Source organism: Prochlorococcus sp. MIT 1306 (assembly GCF_047304515.1).
Taxonomy (GTDB): Bacteria; Cyanobacteriota; Cyanobacteriia; order PCC-6307; family Cyanobiaceae; genus Prochlorococcus; species Prochlorococcus marinus_D.
Genome location: NZ_CP138959.1, coordinates 2,043,405 through 2,057,336, shown reverse-complemented (window position 1 = coordinate 2,057,336; position 13,932 = coordinate 2,043,405). Strand labels below are relative to the sequence as shown.

The following is a 13,932-nucleotide window of genomic DNA, read 5'->3' as shown; positions in this document are numbered from 1 at the left end:
TAATGAATGAGATGTAACAAATACTGCAAAGAAAGGCTCATAAGGCTAAAACCTGCAAAGAACACAATTCTGCAAATGCCGATCTCGACTGATACCACTCAAGCAACAGCAATTTTACCGAAGCTTTCACTGACTAATTTTGGCTTCCCTTGGTATAATGTTGACGAGAAGACCTTTGAAGACTATTGCAATAACCTGCTCAATTTCGTGAACAATAGTAAGATCAAGACCTCGTATTTTCATATCAACGATTATACGGATGACGCAGCTGGTAATGGAACGTATAACTATTTAAACCCAAATCCGCCTTCGGGCATGAGAAAAGATAAAGGGACAGGTGAGATCACTCCTTGGATTGTTACTTATTGGTTGGATAAGCTGCCTAGTGAGGTTGAAGCTGGTGTTGTAACCACTGTGAATCCTACGGATCCCTGGAAAAGCGATCCAAGCAATACAGCTGGCAATGCAAGTATTGGCGATGGAACAGCTGGTCGTCCGAAGGATAATATGCGCCAAAGTTTTGAACTCATCCAAGCAATCAACAATGCTGCCGGTGCAAAGAAGATTACTCATATGGAATTTGATCATGAGGGTGGTGGTGCCTATCAAGATGACACGCCATATGGGGGAGTGAATGGCCAGCCAGTTGGAATTGGCTACACGAAGTGGCTATGGAATCGATATATGCCAGAAAGTGTAAGATTCACTGATCAAGACGCTAGTCAACAAGGATTTACTGGCCATTATAACTATGGCTTTGTTAATTATCGAACCGAAGCTTGGGCTGAGTCGAGCGGTGGGTCTATGGAAGCCTTTGCAGAAAATTACTGGTTTGGTGAGTTGGAATATGAGCCAAATGAGTTTGACTTTGCGATGGATTTTAGCGTCGATAGAGATACTCGCTTGCATCAATTCTTGTCTACAGACACTATGACAGAAGCTCTCGGTGATAGCCCCGGCAAGATCATTCAAGGGCATATTGATAATGATTATCCGAATGGCCGAATCAAGGGTGGAGGAACCAGCTTGAATTGGTTTGCAATTCCTGATCTTGATAATAAGTCAGTGCATGTTTTAGCACCTCATAATGTTGATACACCGTATCGTTATTTTCGCGAGTTCCCAGAGCTGCTGGCTGGGATGTTCTCTGACCACGATTACCCTTCTGGGGGGGCACCTTCAAGGCTTCATCCAGATACGAAGGGTTGGGGCCCTCCACATTTAGACGAGATTTATTATCAACCTTTAGATTTAACAAAAAGAAATGGTGATACTGATACGCCTCAAGGTGGTGTTCCGTTATTCTCTATCGAGAACCTTTCAAGTACCAATCAAGCCAGGGTTGGCACAACTAATCGTCTCCAAGATATCCAAGGTGTCCCTGCTGACAGTTTGATCGCGAAGGCGATTAAAGAGCTTGATCAAAATATTAGTAAGCCGGGTACAACAGTCGATTCGATGAAAGACCTGAATAGCTTTGGAGGCACTTTTGATGGCTTGAGTGCTCTGGACTACAGCAAGTTTATTGACTTCCTTAATGCGGCAGCCAAGGAGATTAATCCTGATGATCCTGAATCTGTCACCCTTTCAATCTATGAAGCACCCTTTTTGCCGATGTCATGGATAGATCAGAAAGTACCCAATAGTTGGGACGCAGAAGTTATTGAAGGATCTAATGATGTGGAAGATACTTTAACGGCAGGGAATGGTAGCCAGACTCTGATGGGCCTCATGTTTGACGATATATTGATTGGCGGTTCGGGAAGTGATTTTTTGGTTGGTGGTGAGGGTGCAGACACCTTTCAGTTTAATAGTGTGGATGATTCTCGACCAGGCGGGAAACGTGATGTGATTACAGACTTCAATGGCGAGGAGGGAGATCGTATTGATCTCTCGAATATTCAGACTGCGATTAAATTTATTGGTTCGGCTGAGTTCAGCGGATCTCCAGGAGAGGTGAGGTTTGATGCAGGTATTTTACAGCTCAATACAGATAAAGATCAACACAGCGATATGGAGATAGAGCTTGCAGGTGTGCAGAGTTTCTCGAGTGATTATTTGCTCTTGGCGCTTCATTGGACCCAATTCATTTAATCATAGCCTTGAGCTGACCAGCACTGCGGCAAAGCAATAGTGCTGGTCAGCTCAGAAAGATTCTTTAAATCATCTCAAGTACAACCTCTTGCATTGGGCTTGCAAGGCTTGATCTCGTTGTTCTATTGATTGCTTGTGATTTCATTTAGTCACTCTGCTAGCTGCTGATGTGATTGACTACATGTTAGCCCTCATATCTGATCATGAGAGTCAATCTCAACGGGGAGAAGAATGCAGCAGGTAATGTCTTCGCGTATATCACCATTGGCCTGGCATTAGGGCTTAATGGATTGGTGATAGCAGCTTGGCTAATTTGGACAAGAATGAACTAGTCAGTATCTATTTCGATCTCAGTAAAAGGCTCCGCATCAGCTCAAAACTTTTCTTGCCTTTTGCTCTTTGTGGATTCCTCAGTACACAGGGAATGCTTGCATTCCTAGGCCAAAGTTCAAGCCAAGTCTCACCAGCCAGTAGCTGATCAACGCAACGGCTGCCGCGATTAAATGCCAAGTGTGGATAGCAAAGGGCATCAATCGGCGCTGCTGGATTGCCAGCACCGACCAGCTGATCAAGATTGCGGCCACCACTGGCCCAAAAGCATGCCATTGCATTGAGCTGCTGAGATCTCCATGCAGTGCTTCAGTCGTGGCCCTAGTAAGGAAGCAGGTTGGGCAGGGAATGCCGCTGAGAGCTCTGAGTGGGCAGGGCCAGCCTGGTAGCGATGGATGCAGACCCTTGATCCACAGGGAGCCAGTGAGGGTTGCAGGCAGTAGATAACCAGCCCGTTGGATCCGTCGCAGAAAACGGTTCAGTGCCTTGTGCCTTAGCGATCCACAGAACCCATGATCACGTCGATGGAGCCAAGGATCGCCATGATGTCTGCGACTTTCGCTCCCTTGAGGATATGGGGAAGGATTTGCAGGTTATTGAGGTCAGCAGCGCGGATTTTGAAACGCCATGGTGTGACGTCATTGTTGCCCTGTAGGAAGACGCCAATTTCTCCCTTGCCTGACTCAAGCCTGGTGTAAAGCTCACCATTAGGGATCTTGAAGGTGGGTGCAACTTTCTTGGCGACGTATTGATAGTCAAATTCCATCAAGGGGCTTGTCTTACCCTCCGCCATCCGCTGAGCTTCGAGGTTTTCTGTTGGTCCGCCTGGGATCATCTCGCAGGCCTGGCGCAGGATCTTCAGCGATTGGCGCATTTCTTCGATCCGAACGCGATAGCGCGCATAGCAATCGCCTTCTTTCTCCCAGGCGACATCCCAATCGAAGTCGTCATAGCACTCGTAGTGATCCACTTTGCGTAGATCCCATGGCACGCCTGAGGCCCGCAACATCGGCCCTGAAAGGCTCCAGTTGATCGCCTCATCTCGTCCAATGGCGCCTAAACCTTCGATGCGGCGACGGAAGATTGGGTTGTTGGTAATTAGTTTTTCGTACTCATCGATCTTGGGACCAAACCAGTCGCAGAAGTCTTGGCATTTCTCCAGCCAACCCCAGGGCAAATCACAGGCAACACCACCGATGCGGAAATAGTTGTTGTTGATCAATCGTTGCCCTGTGGCTGCTTCCCACAGGTCGTAGATCATTTCTCTTTCTCGGAAGATATAGAAAAAGGGTGTTTGGGCACCCACATCTGCGAGGAAGGGGCCAAGCCAGAGCAGGTGGTTGGCAATGCGATTGAGCTCGAGCATCACCACGCGGATGTAGCTGGCTCGCTTCGGCACAGAGATGTTGGCCAAGCGCTCCGGAGCGTTAACGACGATTGCCTCGTAGAACATTCCGGCTGCATAGTCCATGCGGCTCACATAGGGCACGAACATCACACTCGTGCGGTTTTCGGCAATTTTTTCCATGCCCCGATGGAGATAACCGATCACCGGTTCGCAGTCCACGACGTCTTCACCGTCGAGGGTGACCACCAGCCTCAGCACTCCATGCATCGAGGGATGATGGGGGCCGAAGTTGACGACCATTGGCTCCGTACGCGTTTCCAGCTGCGACATGGGGCCTTGAGTTGCAGAGCGTTAGCGGGATCTTAGGAAGGAACCCATGCCCGATTCGTCCATTAACTCGGATTCAGGTTTCAAGCATCTGTCCGTACTGGCAGATGCCGTGTCGCAGCCTGTCGCTGCTTTGCCTGCACAGCTGCTCGATGGCGGGTTGATGATTGATGCCACCCTGGGCGGCGGCGGCCACAGTGCTCTGTTGCTGGAACGTCATCCAGATCTCCGTCTGATTGGTTTGGACCAAGACCCCACGGCTCGTGCGGCGGCGGCTGAGCGACTGGCGCTATTTGGAGATCGCGTCACGATCGTGGCGACTAATTTTGTCGATTTCAGCCCTGCTGAGCCGGCAGTGGTGGTGATGGCTGATTTGGGAGTGAGCAGTCCCCAGCTGGATGTGGCGACAAGGGGTTTTAGCTTTCGCCTCGACGGTCCGCTCGACATGCGCATGAACCCCCAGGTGGGCGAAACGGCGGCTGAGCTGATTGGGCGTCTTGAAGAAACCGAACTGGCAGATCTCATCTATGCCTATGGCGAGGAGCGCTTGTCCCGTCGCATCGCCCGGCGCATTAAGCACGATCTGGCAGAGCAAGGACCCTATGCCGGCACCGCCGCTTTGGCTTATGCGGTGGCTGGTTGCTATCCGCCTAAGGCCCGTCGTGGTCGTATCCATCCAGCCACCCGCACTTTTCAGGCCCTGCGCATTGCTGTGAATGATGAATTGGATGCCTTAGATCGCTTCTTGCAAAAGGCCCCTGACTGGTTAGTACCAGGTGGTTTGCTCGCAGTGATCAGCTTTCATTCCCTTGAAGACCGTCGCGTCAAGACCGCTTTCTTGCGTGATCAGCGCCTGGAGCGGCTAACCCGCAAGCCTTTGGTGGCCAGCGAGATGGAGATCGCTGCCAATCCACGCAGCCGTAGTGCAAAGTGTCGGTTCGCTCGCCGTTTGCCTCAAGCGATGACTGCCGATGCCCTCTGATCCAATCTGGTGGTGGGCTTTTGGAGTGCAACTGTTAGCTCTGCCTGGAGCATTGTTGCCGGTGCTACCGAGTTTGTTGTGGTTGCCACTCGGTGCTGGGTTATGGGTTTGGCATGTGGGCTGGAGTGCAGGTTGGCTCAGCCTTGGTTTGGCCTGCATGGTTTTTTTACTTGGCCTTATCGCTGATCTGTTAGCGGTAGCTCTTGCTTCTGCTCGTTTAAGAGCAAGCCGCTGGGCAGTTTTGGGTGCTGGATTGGGGCTGCTGTTTGGCTTGGTGGGTCTGTTGCCGGCTTTGCCTTTTGGAGGCCCATTGCTAGGGGCTCTCTTTGGACCTTGGCTGGGTGCTGCTTTGGTGGAAACGTTGACGGCGAGTCAACCTCCGTTAGCACTTGGATGGTTGCTTGCAGCTCGTCGTGGTGCTCTGGTAGGGCTTGCAGTGGTTGCTGGCTTATTGGTGAGCCGAGTAGCCCAATTCGTTTTGGCGCTACTCGGCATCGCTGGTTTTTTGCTGCTCAGTTGGGTTTAAGCAGGCCAGTGTTGTCTGTGCTGCCGAACAACTGACGGTAGGCCGCAGTTGAGATGCAAACCATGGCAGGAACCATCACGAAGAGGCCTCCATAGTGGAAGGTGGCGGCGATGGCATGGATCACAGCCTCCACGATCAGCAGCCAGAGCACGATCCACCAGGAAGGGTTGATCACATCGATACCAGAACTCAATGCATTGGCTGAGTTCTTGCTGCCAAGCAGGCTGTTTTGAACGAGGAACTGTTGGGTGACCAGGAACCAGATGGCAAAGATTGCTAGGGCAATGCTTGGAATCACGATTAGGGCTTGATTGATCTGGCCTAGCCCCAGGCCTATCAGGTAGGCAATCACTGAGGCAACAGCGATCACGACGATATAAAGAATCAATGAGCCCAGTAGCCGCCAGCTGGAGCTTTGATCCCAACGTGTAAAGACGGCGAAGTCAGGCTTTTGACCATCGAGTGCTGTCCAAGCGCCTCGGATTAGTCCCACAATTCCCCATAGCACCACAATGATGTAACCGATCAGGCCAACGACCAGCAGTAGATAACCCAGGACTGGATGTAGACCTCCAGTATTTAATCCTGCAACTTCTTTGACAGCGGCGATGCGTGCACCACCAAGTACCGCGATGCCGATGAAGGGGAGCGTGACCACCCCCACCAGGATTTGGAAAAGCAAAAAACTCCAGGGAGCTTTACAGAAGGCGTTCCAGCCGTCCTCGACGGCTTTGAGCACCTGAAGGCTGGAGCCGGTTGGAGTAGTTGCCACCGTCTAATACACAGATGTTGTTAAAAACTAGCCGCAGTAAAAGTTTTGCTCAGGATTTTTTGAAACTGCGACATCGATTGTGAGGCAGTTGTTGCTATCCAGCTCTCAGGTCGGTCACGACAGTGCTAATCGACTCCACAGCCTGGGTGATCTCTTCGGTTGAGGTGTTGCGACCCAAGCTCAGTCGAAGCGAGGCTTCCGCCTCAGCTGATGTGCGACCTAAGGCCATCAGCACATGGGATGGGGCTCCTTGGCTGCAGGCAGAGCCGCTGCTGCAAGCAATGAGCGGTCGCAATTGTTGATGCAGGCTGCTGCCGCGCACTCCTGGAATTGTGATGTTGAGATTGTGAGGCAGCCTGTGCTCTAGCGATCCATTGAGGATGAGATCGGGGAGGCGTCCTCGTAAACCATTCCAGAGTTGATTGCGTAGCGTGCAGAGCTTGTCTTGGCGGCTCTTGATGTCCTCCATGGCTAGCTCTACGGCTTTAGCGAGGCCCACAATTAATGGCACGGGTAGTGTCCCAGGCCTTAGGCCCTGCTCTTGGCCTCCACCCCATTGCAAGGGGTTGATTGGCACTTCAGGACGTACGACGAGTGCGCCGATCCCTTTAGGGCCGTAAAGCTTGTGGCCGCTGATGCTGAGCAGATCGAGCCCGAGAGCATTTGGATCGAGATGGACGTGACCAAAGGCTTGCGCGGCATCGCTATGCAGAACCACATCACGTTTCCGGCAAAGCTCTGACAGCTCTGCTAGGGGTTGGATGACGCCCGTTTCATTGTTGGCGACCATCACGCTCACGAGCAGCGTGTCGTTTTCAAATGCCTCAGCCAGTTGCTCCGGTCGCAGCAGACCATCCGCCCGTGGCTGTAGTTCCGTTAGTCGGAAACCTTCCTTTTGCAGTTGGCGCAGCGGATCGAGTACGGCATGGTGTTCAGTAACCAGCGTGATCAGGTGGCCTGGTGCTCCGCGTTGTTCTGCTCTTGCCCTGGCATGGCCGAGTAGCGCCAGGTTATTCGCTTCTGTGGCACCGCTCGTAAAGATCACGCGTTGCGGTGTGACGCGCAGATGGCAGGCCAGTTGCTCTCGAGCGAGGCTCACTGCGGCTGCGGCCTTCAATCCAGAGCGATGTTGGCGGCTTGAAGCATTTCCCCAGTCCTCGCTCCAGTAGGCGGCCATGGCCTTTACAACCTCGGCAGCACAGGGTGTGGTTGCCTGATAATCCAAGCAAAGGGGGGATTGTTTTAGGGATCCACTGGAAAGGCTTGGCAGCATGGTGGAAAGTTCCGTTGCTCTGTCGCGCATGCGTCGTTCTTTCAGGATCGTTGGTCTGAGCCTCACGGCCTTGTTTTTGTTATGCCTCCGCCCTTCACAGGCTATTGAGCCTCAGGAGGTTATTGAGCAGATGAAGAAGAGTCGGCCTGCCAATTTGGTGGTGTTAATCAAGCGCCCTGATGTTGGTGGCGACTATCTCTTGGGGATGTATGCGCTCAAGACGGACAAGTTTGATCAGGATCTGCGCCGCTTCAAACTTTGGCAGGAGTGGTCATATGACCTCAACGTTCACACGGAGTCAGTGAGCTGCAGCTCCGAAGAGCCTCTACGGATCACCCGAGATAGCAGAGCGGTGTATGTGCGCCGTCTTAATCCAGGGGGGATTGTTAACCCAGCGAATCGGGAGGACCATCTTGTGTGGTGGGCGGCTTGTGTCCCAGAGCTGGGCGGCACAGATCCAACCAATCTGAAAGATAAGGCTCTATCACTCGGTTATTCAACCGTGTTAGTTGAATCCCAAGAAGTATTGGTAGGACCAGTCCGTTGAGGTCCCTATCGCTTCAGGACTGTTGGGGCGATCGCTTCTAGATTTTTGCAGCTTGCAATCCTGTTGGCCCATGAGTGAGACCCTTCCCCAGAATGTGGAGGCTGCCCCGTCTCCGCGGTTACTACTGGTTGATGATGAACCCGGACTGCGCACTGCGGTGCAGGCTTATCTGGAGGATGAAGGATTTGAGGTCACCACTGCTGTCGATGGAGACGATGGCTGGCAGAAGGCTCAAGAGATGCTGCCTGATTTGGTCATCAGCGATGTGATGATGCCGCGTTGTGATGGCTATGGACTGCTTAAGCGCATGCGGGAGGACGAGCGCTTGGGTGGCACTCCTGTGATTTTTCTCACTGCTAAGGGGATGACGGCCGATCGCACCGAGGGGTATCTGGCTGGGGTGGATGACTACATCCCTAAACCCTTTGACCCTGAGGAGTTGGTGGCTCGTGTCCGCAACGTGGTTCGTCGGCAAGATCGTCTTCTTCGGGAAGCAGCTCGTTTCGCGGATACTGATGTGGGTCAGATGGCCCGCCAGATCACAGAGATTCGCTCCATGCTTGCCCATGGTGATGGCAGTTCATCCAAGGAAGTAGCGCTTCACAATTTCACGCCGCGGGAGGCGAGTGTTCTGCAATTGGTGGCTGAGGGGTTGATGAATAAGGAGATCGCTCGGCAGTTGGAGACATCAATTCGCAATGTTGAGAAGTACGTGAGTCGTCTGTTCATCAAAACGGGCACATCAAGTCGCACTGAGTTGGTTCGTTATGCCTTGGAAAACCAGTTGGTGACATGACCATTGGCAGGCTGCAATGGCGTGTCTGATGCGGATTGGCTCTCAGCCAGCTTCAACGATGGCTGGACCTACAGCCAACGCATTGCTGCTGTGGATGCTGGTCGAGGGTTGGTGGAGTTGCTTGCGGTCTATTACATCCACTCGAGTCGCGATGTATGGCAACAGCGTTTGCAGGCTGGGCAGATTCGGCTGAATGGCGAGCTGGTGCGATTGGATCAGCTGCTCGCCTCAGGTGATCAGGTGTGTTGGCAGCGCCCTCCATGGCTGGAAGCTGCTGTTCCGGCGAGCTGGGAGGTGATTTTTGATGATGGCGATCTGCTGGTCGTCAATAAGCCTTCAGGGTTGCCGGTGATCCCAGGTGGGGGGTTCCTTGATCACACGCTGACGGGGCTGCTGCAACGTCGTTGTCAGCTGGATGGGGAGTCTCGGCTGCCAAGGCCGGTGCATCGCCTGGGACGGTTCACATCGGGACTGTTGATCTGCGCTAGGCAAAGGGAGACTCGAGCGAAACTCTCAGCGATGTTTCGTCGTGCCACTGCTGGTGATCAAGGTTGCAAGAAGATTTATCGCGCTTTGGCGCACCGCAATCTGAATGTCCATTGCGATGAGGTTGCCACGATCAGGGTCCCGATTGTGCAGACGGCTCACCCCATGGTGGGCAAGGTTTGGGTTGCTGCTGATTCATCCCGGCAACATGATTCAAAGCAGTCTGAATCTCGTGTTCTTACAGCCTTATCAACTGTGCGATTGCTGGAGCGACGTCAGGATGCAGATTTACTGGAGGTAGCAATTCAAACTGGGCGTCCGCATCAAATCCGAATCCATCTGGCAGCGATTGGTTCGCCTTTGATTGGCGACCCTCTCTACGGCTTTGATGGGCAGATTTCATCAGCAGCAACACCAGGTGATGGTGGTTATTGTCTTCATGCTCACAGGCTTCTGGATGTGCCTTACCGCAACCGTCTGCATGGCTTCACAGCCTGCTCGCCGCGGCGCCTCCAGATGAAGACGGAAAGATGAGCGGCGCCTATTTCACCAGTTAGGGTGATCGTTGAATCCCCAAGAGCTCGTGACTTGTTGATGTTGAAGCGTGGGTTGCTGATTGCATGCTCTTTGATGGGAATTGCCGGTTGCTCTTTGAATTCTGTGCGCCAGCATGAAGTGTTGCAGCCTGGAAGATTGGACCTGCAATTATTAGTCTGCAAAATAAAGTCTACGTTTTTCTCTGATGCAAACCAGGACGGACAAATTTCAGTTGGAGATCATATGACCTATGTTTTTAATGTTTCTGAGGATGCTGCTTGTGCTCAGTCGCAATCAACCTTTTATGCTGTTGAGCAGATTGTGATGAGGCAGGCTTTGGGGCATGATCGGCAGCAGACTTTTGTGACCCATTTTCAGGGAACTTTTAGGTTGAAGAAAGGGAATCTTCAGTTGCGAGGCCTGGGTTCTCTTGGTTTAAGCGCTAGCAAGTGGAAAGCTATTAATCAATCCGGTTCTATTGATCTTGTTCTTGCCAATATCTTTCCTGAGAGCGATAGGCTTTCAGTTATTGGCGAGGGTGGTTCTTATACTGGGCTGGTGGGTACCGCATTTGTCAAGCCTGGAGATGCAGTCGCAGTTGATATTAACTTGTTCAGCCAATTCAAGCTTGATTGAGTTTAGTAGATATTGTCTTTCCTTATTGCTTTTGCGAGGAGATTTGACTGTGATTTCAAATTTTCTTGAACTCAATTAGTCGTGAAAAGTAGAATGGAGCCTGATTGAGTTTGCTGCGGATGGGTTCGAATCCGCAGCCCCTTGCGGCTTTGATGATGCCGTCTTCGCGAAGGGTATACGCGCGAGTTGTTTTGCTAGGTCCTGGGAACAGCTGGCCAATGCGTTTGAGTACCGCTAGTAGAGGGGTGTAAGGGGCAAAGCTCACTAGCAAACTTTCTTGTGTGAGTCCGCATAGGTGACGGACCATCTCTTCAGCTGCCTGTTGGGGGTAGTGGATGAAGACATCCAGGCAGATCACGGTGTGAAAGCAACCCTGCAGGCTTTCGAGGTCGGAGGTGGTGAAGGTTAGTCGGCTTAGATCCAGCTGCGCATCTGCAGCGCGGCGTTTGGTTTCGGCCACCATGGCGGCGGAAATGTCACTTGCGGCAATCGATCCAGCCCCCATTGCGGCCAGAGGAAGGCTGAGGCTTCCTACCCCGCAGCCGGCGTCGCAGAAACTCATGGCACTCAGATCACCGCGTTCCTGAAGCCAGGCGAGCACATCATCCACCGTTTTTTGATGGCCGATGCGGATGTTGCGCTGCACTTTATTGACATCATCACTTTCGCTGTAGATGCGATTCCAGCGATCAAATCCTGTTCCGTTGAAGTAGTTGGCTACTTCAGTTTTTTCGGCCTGTTTGAGCTCTTGGCGCTGTTCCATGGCCATTGAGTTGGGTTCAGACGATCGGGATCTTAAGCAGCATGCTTCCAGATCAGCTCTTCAGTATCCGGTTTCCACTGCCAGCGGAGTAAGTCTGTTAAGGGCTGATTCACAAGTAGCTCATCCAGTGTGCGGCGATTGCCCATCACCTGACGAGGGGCCATGGTGGCAGCCCAGATGGCCGCGGCAGGTTCACCACTCCAAGTGGCTAAACGTCGACTCCCTTCCAGGAGGGGCAGTGTGACTCCTGCCAGAGTGCCATCTCCCAGACGACAGGTTCCTTTTTCGACCAGCAGAACTCTTTCATCCCAGCGATACTTGCCATCTTTGAGGCCGTAGGGAGCGAGACTATCGCTCACAAGTACCAGCTGTTGTGGTGCCAGTCTTTGCAATAGCACCGCCATGGCGGGGTCAACATGAACGCCATCGGCGATCAGTCCCATAGCGATCTCTCCATGCATGCAGGCTTCCCCCACCGGGCCAGCTGCACGATGATGAAGACCGGGCATGGCATTGAAGGAGTGGGTCAGCATTCCCACTCCCTGGGAGAAGGCATCGGCAGAGGCTTCCCCATCTGCGTTCGAGTGCCCTAGGCATACCACGATGTCTAGGGTCCTTAGTCGTTCAATCACTTCAGAGGATCCGGGCAGTTCTGGAGCCAGGGTCATCAGACTGATGTCTTGTTCAAAGCCGCGAATGCGTTCATCCAGTGCCCTTAGGCTCGGAGCACAGAGATGCTCCAGGGGATGGGCGCCGTGGCGTGCCATTGCCAGAAAAGGGCCTTCAAGGTGGGCACCTAGTAGTTCACAGCGTTGCGGGCAGTGTTGTTCTCGGGCTGCATGCAGCACCGTTAAAGATTGACGCAGGGCTGCTACGCCGCAGCTCACAAGCGTGGGGCAGATTGCCTGTACACCGTCTTGCCAGAGTCTGTCGAGCAGCTTCAGGAGCTGGGGAATGTCTTTGGCGGTGAGCTCGGGGAAGGCCAATCCCAGCCCTCCATTGATTTGTAGATCGATGCCCATGGGGCTGATCCAGTCGCCCTGCCAGCTCTCCCCGTCCATGGCAGAGCCATCTGCCATGGGTTGAACACTGAGCACCCGCTCGTGCTCATCTACGGCCATCCACCACAGCTTGGTGTCTATGGCATTTAGAGGTTTGGGCAGGCGGATGTGGGTGATCCGATGCATGGGAGGTGGCCAGGTGGTGCTAGTGCGGGACCATGGCATTGTCGTCATTATTCATCGTGACCTCTGCTTCTCTGCCTGTGCCTTTGGCAGCTGCTGAATCGCCGCCGCAGGTGGCTGTGGTGATGGGTAGTGATTCCGATTTACCAACCCTGCAACCGGCTGTCACCGTCTTAGAGGAGTTCGGTGTGAAGGTGGAGGTGCGTGTGCTTTCCGCGCACCGTACGCCCCTTGAGATGGTGGCCTTTGCAAAGGAGGCTCATCAGAGAGGTTTGAAGGTGATCGTGGCAGGTGCCGGCGGTGCTGCTCATTTGCCGGGCATGGTGGCGTCACTGACCACGCTGCCAGTGATTGGAGTACCTGTGCAGAGCAGGGCTCTTTCCGGGGTGGATTCCCTGCATTCGATTGTGCAGATGCCTGGGGGAATCCCTGTGGCAACAGTGGCGATTGGTGGAGGGCTTAATGCTGGCTTGCTGGCGGCTCAGATCCTGGCGATCTGTGATCCACAGCTTGCAGAGCGGTTGAGGGCCTACCGCCAGGATCTTCACGATGCTGTGGTAGCCAAGGATGCTCGCTTGTTGGAGCTTGGCAGTGAGGCTTATTTGGGGCAGATGTGACGGTCCTGTTGGAACTGATCAACTCCGATGAAGCCATGGGTATGGTCCCGGCTTGATCATTGCGTATTGAGGTTTGATGCTCAGTCATCCAGTGGCCCGCCTTCTGGCTTTTGCCGTTGTTCCGGCTCTGATCGTTTATGTCGTCGTCCTCGCCCTTGCGGTTGCCGCTGGCATTGAGCCCGGCTTGGTTTTGCGTGACCTGATGCAGACCTGTAAGTACCCAATTGGTGTGGGCATGCTTTCCAATTTGGGCATTCTGCTTTGGGCTGCGGCTGCGGCGATTAGTTTTTTTGCTTGTTTCTCGGGATTGGTTGTTCAGCGTGGTTGGCGTCAGCTGCTGCTCGTAGGAGGAATCTTCTCCACCACGCTTTGCCTCGACGATCTCTTCTTGCTGCATGATCGCCACGTTTTAGGGCACGAGGGCTCTTACTACATCCTCTATGCCGTTCTTGCCGTGATTATTTTGTTGCGCTTTCGTCAGCTTGTGCTCCAGGCTGATGGTGTGGCTTTCCTGGCGGCGGCCTTGCTTTTGGGTCTCTCGGTGTTGAGTGATCGTTTCCAGGAGTCTTTACCCATTGACTACGCCACGGTGCAGTTGTTTGAAGAGGGCTTTAAGTTTGTTGGGATTGCCTGCTGGCTTGCCTTCTGGTGGCAGGCTTCTTTACGAGGAGCCAAGCTTTGCGCCAGCGACTGATCTGCTGAGGATCTCAATGA

15 protein-coding genes and 1 pseudogene are annotated in these 13,932 nt (G+C 53.0%); 9 read left to right on the top strand and 7 right to left on the bottom strand.

All coding sequences use genetic code 11. The features are described 5' to 3' along the window. Nucleotides 1–75 precede the first annotated feature (75 nt). Nucleotides 76–2,094 carry a M10 family metallopeptidase C-terminal domain-containing protein gene (locus SIB74_RS10350; RefSeq protein WP_197463320.1) on the top strand — a complete coding sequence of 673 codons (2,019 nt, stop codon included), beginning with the start codon at nucleotides 76–78 and terminating at the stop codon, nucleotides 2,092–2,094. Nucleotides 2,095–2,433: 339 nt separating this feature from the next. Here SIB74_RS10350 and SIB74_RS10345 read toward each other — a convergent pair whose 3' ends face one another. The 3 genes and pseudogenes from SIB74_RS10345 to SIB74_RS10335 all read right to left on the bottom strand — a co-directional run bounded on the left by SIB74_RS10345 (nucleotide 2,434) and on the right by SIB74_RS10335 (nucleotide 4,102). Beyond that, nucleotides 2,434–2,700, bottom strand: coding sequence for a hypothetical protein (locus SIB74_RS10345; protein ID WP_063396695.1), 267 nt, complete (start codon nucleotides 2,698–2,700; stop codon nucleotides 2,434–2,436). Between the two features lie 20 nt (nucleotides 2,701–2,720). After that, nucleotides 2,721–2,774, bottom strand: a pseudogene (locus SIB74_RS10340) (DUF2752 domain-containing protein); the annotation flags it as partial. A 143-nt stretch (nucleotides 2,775–2,917) separates the two neighbouring features. Beyond that, nucleotides 2,918–4,102 carry an NAD(P)H-quinone oxidoreductase subunit H gene (locus SIB74_RS10335; protein WP_063396696.1) on the bottom strand — a complete coding sequence of 395 codons (1,185 nt, stop codon included), beginning with the start codon at nucleotides 4,100–4,102 and terminating at the stop codon, nucleotides 2,918–2,920. A gap of 46 nt (nucleotides 4,103–4,148) precedes the next feature. Between SIB74_RS10335 and rsmH the strand changes: the two genes are divergently transcribed. Both rsmH and SIB74_RS10325 read left to right on the top strand, forming a co-directional pair. Beyond that, entirely contained in the window at nucleotides 4,149–5,081 is a 933-nt protein-coding gene (gene rsmH, locus SIB74_RS10330; protein WP_063396697.1) for a 16S rRNA (cytosine(1402)-N(4))-methyltransferase RsmH, read from the top strand. Continuing rightward, the gene (locus tag SIB74_RS10325) at nucleotides 5,071–5,607 is read left to right on the top strand and encodes a DUF456 domain-containing protein (RefSeq protein ID WP_063396698.1); all 537 of its coding nucleotides are present in this window, start codon (nucleotides 5,071–5,073) and stop codon (nucleotides 5,605–5,607) included. Before rsmH ends, SIB74_RS10325 begins: the two co-directional genes overlap by 11 nt. Here the strand turns inward: SIB74_RS10325 and SIB74_RS10320 are convergent. Together SIB74_RS10320 and SIB74_RS10315 are read right to left on the bottom strand one after the other, a co-directional pair. After that, nucleotides 5,594–6,379: a hypothetical protein gene (locus tag SIB74_RS10320; RefSeq protein ID WP_063396699.1), complete on the bottom strand. Its 786-nt coding sequence runs from the start codon at nucleotides 6,377–6,379 to the stop codon at nucleotides 5,594–5,596. The genes SIB74_RS10325 and SIB74_RS10320 overlap by 14 nt on opposite strands. 94 nt (nucleotides 6,380–6,473) lie before the next feature. Then, on the bottom strand, nucleotides 6,474–7,682 hold the full coding sequence (locus SIB74_RS10315; RefSeq protein ID WP_231906126.1) for a cysteine desulfurase family protein: 1,209 nt from the start codon (nucleotides 7,680–7,682) through the stop codon (nucleotides 6,474–6,476). On the opposite strand from SIB74_RS10315, the gene SIB74_RS10310 reads away from it, so the two are divergent. From SIB74_RS10310 to SIB74_RS10295, 4 genes are all read left to right on the top strand, one after another. Next, nucleotides 7,681–8,199: a hypothetical protein gene (locus SIB74_RS10310; RefSeq protein ID WP_231906127.1), complete on the top strand. Its 519-nt coding sequence runs from the start codon at nucleotides 7,681–7,683 to the stop codon at nucleotides 8,197–8,199. The genes SIB74_RS10315 and SIB74_RS10310 overlap by 2 nt on opposite strands. 70 nt (nucleotides 8,200–8,269) lie before the next feature. After that, complete coding sequence (locus SIB74_RS10305) at nucleotides 8,270–8,995, top strand: response regulator transcription factor (protein ID WP_063396973.1); 726 nt, start codon at nucleotides 8,270–8,272, stop codon at nucleotides 8,993–8,995. Nucleotides 8,996–9,016: 21 nt separating this feature from the next. After that, complete coding sequence (locus SIB74_RS10300) at nucleotides 9,017–10,015, top strand: pseudouridine synthase (protein WP_231906128.1); 999 nt, start codon at nucleotides 9,017–9,019, stop codon at nucleotides 10,013–10,015. A 24-nt stretch (nucleotides 10,016–10,039) separates the two neighbouring features. Continuing rightward, on the top strand, nucleotides 10,040–10,654 hold the full coding sequence (locus SIB74_RS10295) for a dockerin (RefSeq protein ID WP_231906129.1): 615 nt from the start codon (nucleotides 10,040–10,042) through the stop codon (nucleotides 10,652–10,654). 55 nt (nucleotides 10,655–10,709) lie between these two features. Here the strand turns inward: SIB74_RS10295 and bchM are convergent, their stop codons facing one another. Both bchM and SIB74_RS10285 read right to left on the bottom strand, forming a co-directional pair. Further along, nucleotides 10,710–11,423: a magnesium protoporphyrin IX methyltransferase gene (gene bchM, locus SIB74_RS10290; RefSeq protein WP_063396703.1), complete on the bottom strand. Its 714-nt coding sequence runs from the start codon at nucleotides 11,421–11,423 to the stop codon at nucleotides 10,710–10,712. Between the two features lie 26 nt (nucleotides 11,424–11,449). Further along, nucleotides 11,450–12,604, bottom strand: coding sequence for an N-acetylglucosamine-6-phosphate deacetylase (locus SIB74_RS10285; protein WP_063396975.1), 1,155 nt, complete (start codon nucleotides 12,602–12,604; stop codon nucleotides 11,450–11,452). 32 nt (nucleotides 12,605–12,636) lie between these two features. On the opposite strand from SIB74_RS10285, the gene purE reads away from it, so the two are divergent. Together purE and SIB74_RS10275 are read left to right on the top strand one after the other, a co-directional pair. Further along, nucleotides 12,637–13,218, top strand: a complete 582-nt coding sequence (gene purE / locus SIB74_RS10280; RefSeq protein WP_080502871.1) for a 5-(carboxyamino)imidazole ribonucleotide mutase — start codon at nucleotides 12,637–12,639, stop codon at nucleotides 13,216–13,218. Nucleotides 13,219–13,294: 76 nt separating this feature from the next. Continuing rightward, nucleotides 13,295–13,912 (top strand): hypothetical protein, encoded by a 618-nt coding sequence (locus SIB74_RS10275; protein ID WP_063396704.1) that lies wholly within the window; start codon nucleotides 13,295–13,297, stop codon nucleotides 13,910–13,912. The last annotated feature ends 20 nt before the right edge of the window (nucleotides 13,913–13,932 follow it).